The organism is Streptomyces sp. NPDC008079 (assembly GCF_042957385.1).
Classification (GTDB): domain Bacteria; phylum Actinomycetota; class Actinomycetes; order Streptomycetales; family Streptomycetaceae; genus Actinacidiphila.
Genome location: NZ_JBIBIC010000041.1, coordinates 1 through 3,736, shown reverse-complemented (window position 1 = coordinate 3,736; position 3,736 = coordinate 1). Strand labels below are relative to the sequence as shown.

General features: G+C 67.5%; 5 protein-coding genes. 4 read left to right on the top strand and 1 reads right to left on the bottom strand.

What is annotated here, in order from left to right; genetic code table 11:
* Window positions 1-217 precede the first annotated feature (217 nt).
* Window positions 218-529 (bottom strand): DUF1524 domain-containing protein, encoded by a 312-nt coding sequence (locus ACFZAM_RS37090; RefSeq protein WP_391052985.1) that lies wholly within the window; start codon window positions 527-529, stop codon window positions 218-220.
* A 140-nt stretch (window positions 530-669) separates the two neighbouring features.
* Between ACFZAM_RS37090 and ACFZAM_RS37085 the strand changes: the two genes are divergently transcribed.
* From ACFZAM_RS37085 to ACFZAM_RS37070, 4 genes are all read left to right on the top strand, one after another.
* Window positions 670-852: a site-specific integrase gene (locus ACFZAM_RS37085; protein ID WP_391052982.1), complete on the top strand. Its 183-nt coding sequence runs from the start codon at window positions 670-672 to the stop codon at window positions 850-852.
* A 27-nt stretch (window positions 853-879) separates the two neighbouring features.
* On the top strand, window positions 880-2,376 hold the full coding sequence (locus tag ACFZAM_RS37080) for a tyrosine-type recombinase/integrase (protein WP_391052979.1): 1,497 nt from the start codon (window positions 880-882) through the stop codon (window positions 2,374-2,376).
* Entirely contained in the window at window positions 2,373-2,777 is a 405-nt protein-coding gene (locus ACFZAM_RS37075; RefSeq protein WP_391052976.1) for a DUF6262 family protein, read from the top strand. Before ACFZAM_RS37080 ends, ACFZAM_RS37075 begins: the two co-directional genes overlap by 4 nt.
* A 251-nt stretch (window positions 2,778-3,028) precedes the next feature.
* Window positions 3,029-3,460, top strand: coding sequence for a hypothetical protein (locus tag ACFZAM_RS37070; protein ID WP_355343423.1), 432 nt, complete (start codon window positions 3,029-3,031; stop codon window positions 3,458-3,460).
* Window positions 3,461-3,736 lie beyond the last annotated feature (276 nt).

Genomic DNA, 3,736 nt, shown 5'->3' with positions numbered 1-3,736 from the left:
TCACGCCGCTGCCGAAGTTGCTGTCGTTGTCCGCGAAGGCGGGAGTGGCACCGGCCGTGGCGGCCAAAGCCACCGCCGCGGCCGTCAGCGCCCCGTGCATGATCATCTTTTTCATGGCCGGGCCAACGACCGCCGAAGCGGCAGGGCACGGCCTGCTACGCCGCCCGGAGGACCCGCCGCCGAATCCTCAAGCAGGGCAGCGGCCAGAGACCGGCGGTCACCGGGCTGTGGTCACGGTGATGACAGTGTCAGGGCAGTCGGCGAGGGTACTGGTCAGGGCGGTCTGTTCGGCGGTGTCGATGTCCAGGCACCACCGGGTCTTGTCGGCGATCCAGTCGGTGACGTAGGTGCAGCGGTAGCCGGCGGCCGGCGGCAGCCACTGCGACGGGTCCCTGTCGGCCTTGGACCGATTGGATTTCGCGGAGACCGCGACCAGATCCCGCGGGTCCCCCAAGTCGTTCGCGTAGTCCTGTCGTTCCTTGGGCGTCCAGGCCGAGGCACCGCTGTCCCAGGCTTCGGCGAGCGGCACCAGGTGTTATCCGCCCCCTCACGTGCCTGCCGCTGACATCCGTGACAGAGGGCGATTGCCCGGTTCCCTTTCTGTGAGCGTTGCGTTATCCGGTGCAGCGGCTATTTGCCGCTGACAGTGATGACAGGCAGGGGGATGTGGTGGCGAGCACCCAACGGGTGGCGACCGGGGCCGGGCCGACGTGGACGGTGGTCGCGGGTGACTTCCGGGTCGCGGAGCCGGCTGAGCAGTATCTGGAGTACCTGCGGGGGACGGACCGGTCACCGAACACGATCAGGAGTTATGCCCAGGGCCTGGCGCTGTGGTGGTCGTTCCTGGAGTAGCGCTCGCAGGGATGGGACACGGTCGGCGTGACCGAACTCGGCACGTTCGTAGGGCAGTTGCGTCGCGGTGGGGTCGCGGAGGCCGTCGTCCCGCTGCGCGCCGCGGAGAGGGCGGCCGATGCGACGGTGGCGAGTCGGGTGCGGGCGGTGCTGGGCTTCTACCGCTACCAGGCCGCACGTGGGGTCGAGGTCGCGGGCCGTCTGTACGAGACGGTACATGCCAGGCCGGGCAACTATCTGCCGTTCCTGGAGCATGTGGCCCGCAAGCAGGGCCGACATTCGAGTGTCGTGAAGGTCCGGGTCCGGGTGAAGCCCGTCCCTGTTCTTCTGCCAGGGCAGATGGCGTCACTGCGCGAGTCGGAGGCGTTGTGGGATCCGGTTGTCGGTGCCTGGTCGGGTGAGTTGCGGTACCGGTTGCTGTGGACGCTGCTGGAGGAGACCGGTCTGCGGCTGGGCGAGGCGTTGGGGCTGCGGCACCGGGACTGGAAGACCGGCACGGGTACCACCGCCCAGGTCGAAGTGGTGCACCGCGAGGACCATCCGCACGGTCTGCGGGCCAAGAGCGGCTACCGACGCGTCTTCGTCGGCTCATCCCTGGACCGGCTGTACGGGGACTGGGTGTGGGCGCTGTGCGAGGCCGGCGCCGACGTCGAACTCGACGATTGGGATGACGCCTACATTTTCTGCAACCTGTACCGGGGCCGTCTCCAGCAGAAGTGGGCCCGCGAGTTCATCGCCGCGCGGGGCGCCCCAGAGGGAACGGACCCGCCGTATCTCTTCCTGCAGACCAAGAACAACCGGCTCGGGAAGAGGCCCTACGCTTCGGCGACGTTCCACAGTCGACTTGGCGTGCTGACCGAGGAGCTGGCCATCACCGACAGTGTCGGCCGCCCCGTCAAGGTGTCCAAGACCCACACCTTCCGGCACACCCGGGCGACCGACCTGATCAACGCCGGGGTGCCGATCCACGTCGTCATGCGCTACCTGGGCCACATCACTCCGACCATGACCATGCACTACGCCAAGACCCTGGCGGTGACGGCCGAGCGCGAGTTCTTGCGCTACAAGAAGGTGACGGCCGACGGCCGGACCGCCGAGGTCGATCCGAGCGACCTCTACGACCTCCTGCACCTGGACCAGCGCGCTGACCGGGTTCTGCCGAACGGCTGGTGCATGTTGCCGCCCCGGCAAGTCTGTTCGAAGGGAAACGCCTGCCTGAGCTGCGACAAGTTCGTCACCGATGCCAGCCATCGCGAGGAACTCCAACACCAGCTTCAACAGTCGGAGGCGCTGATCACCCGGCGTCAGACCCAGTTCACCGTTCGCCACGGCGAGCCGATGGGTGAGGACAACATCTGGCTCGCCGGTCGCCTGTCCGAGACCCGCGCACTGACCAAGGTTCTCGTCGCCCTGGACCAGGTCAGCGTCCACGAGGACGGGCAACTGCGGGCGGTACGCGGAGCCGGTGCGGCCGACCGCCCCGAACTGCCGGCCACCACCCCACCGCAGGAGCCGACCGCATGACACCGCTGCCCGAACATCTCCGCCAAGCCATCCGTGCCCGGACCGAGGAAACCGAGAAGCGGGCCCGCGCCGCCCTCGCCCAGCTGGCCAAGGCGGGAAGGCCCATCAGCTTCACCGCCGTGGCCCGGGAGGCCGAGGTGAGCACCGACTTCCTGTATCGAAGCCCGGACCTACGCGCCCAGATCGAACGGCACCGCGACAAGGCCGGGCAGACTCTGACGAGGCCAACAGAACCCTTGGAAGGTCGGTCAACCTCAGCTGCGGTGCGGGCGCTGAGCGCGCGCCTCACACGCCAACAGCAGGATCATCGGGCAGAGGTTGACCGGCTTCGCAAGGCTTTGGAGGTGGCCCAAGGTGAGAATCTGGACCTGCGCAGGCGCCTGGCCCACTACGAGGCCTGACGGACCCAGGCACCTCGCGCTCTGGTAGACAGCCTGTGACCGAGTCGTCAAAGGGCATGAGGTGCCAGATGTGGTGGAAGCGACGCCGGGAAGAGAGCTCAGCCGTACCTTCTCCGACGGAGCGATGGCCGACCGCGTGGGACGAACCTGGAAGGCTTACAGCGGCGCAGCGGGTTCGCGCTGTCGTCCACGCCATCACCGATGGGACCACGGCCCGCCCCGAGCAGATCCGGGGCCTGCCGGCAGAGGCCGTGCTGGCGGTCGAGCGTGACCAGCAGGTTCCGATGGCAGATGCCTACCGAGAGTTCCTCTCGCTGATCGGCGGTGGCGCAGGTCGATTCATGCGTGGGGAAGACGTCTACTACTCCCGCGTTCTTGGACTGGGAGAGGCGGCCCGCGAGCTGCTCGAGGAGAACGACTCCCCCTTCCACTTCGAACCAACTGACCGCGTCTTCACCATGCATCAGGGTTACCAGTTCGAGTTCATGCGCGGCACCGGGCCAGACCCCGAGGTCTGGTCCTACTCCGAGGGCATGAACGGCGACGTTCCCTTCCGCAGCCATGCCTCTTTCACAGACTGGCTTCGTGCGACTGCGGAAGCGGAGATGCCGGTCTGGAAGCGGCACGCCGCGACGGTACGCGAGGAGATCAACGCTGACGGCACCATTACTGAGCACTGGTAGCCAACCTGGGCGTCAGCGCTCACAGCTCCAGTGTCAGGAGGAGCGGAAAGGCGCGTGCCTGCGGCGAGTTCTGTGGGCGCCATGCCGTCGACAGCTGTACCTGGGACATCGCGTTCTCAGCTCGCCGTAGGTGCAGATACCAGGTGGTCGATGTCGAGCTTGCTCGCGTCGTCGATGTACATGTCGTCGTACGGGCTGAGCCAGGTGCCGCCGGTCAGCGCGCAGCGCGGGCCCTGGACCGGGGCTGTGAGCGCGTCCCGTTTCAGCACCTCCTGC

Excerpts from the sequence above, each read along its gene's own strand:
- ACFZAM_RS37075 (WP_391052976.1), top strand. The coding sequence starts at position 2,373 with ATGACACCGCTGCCCGAACATCTCCGCCAAGCCATCCGTGCCCGGACC.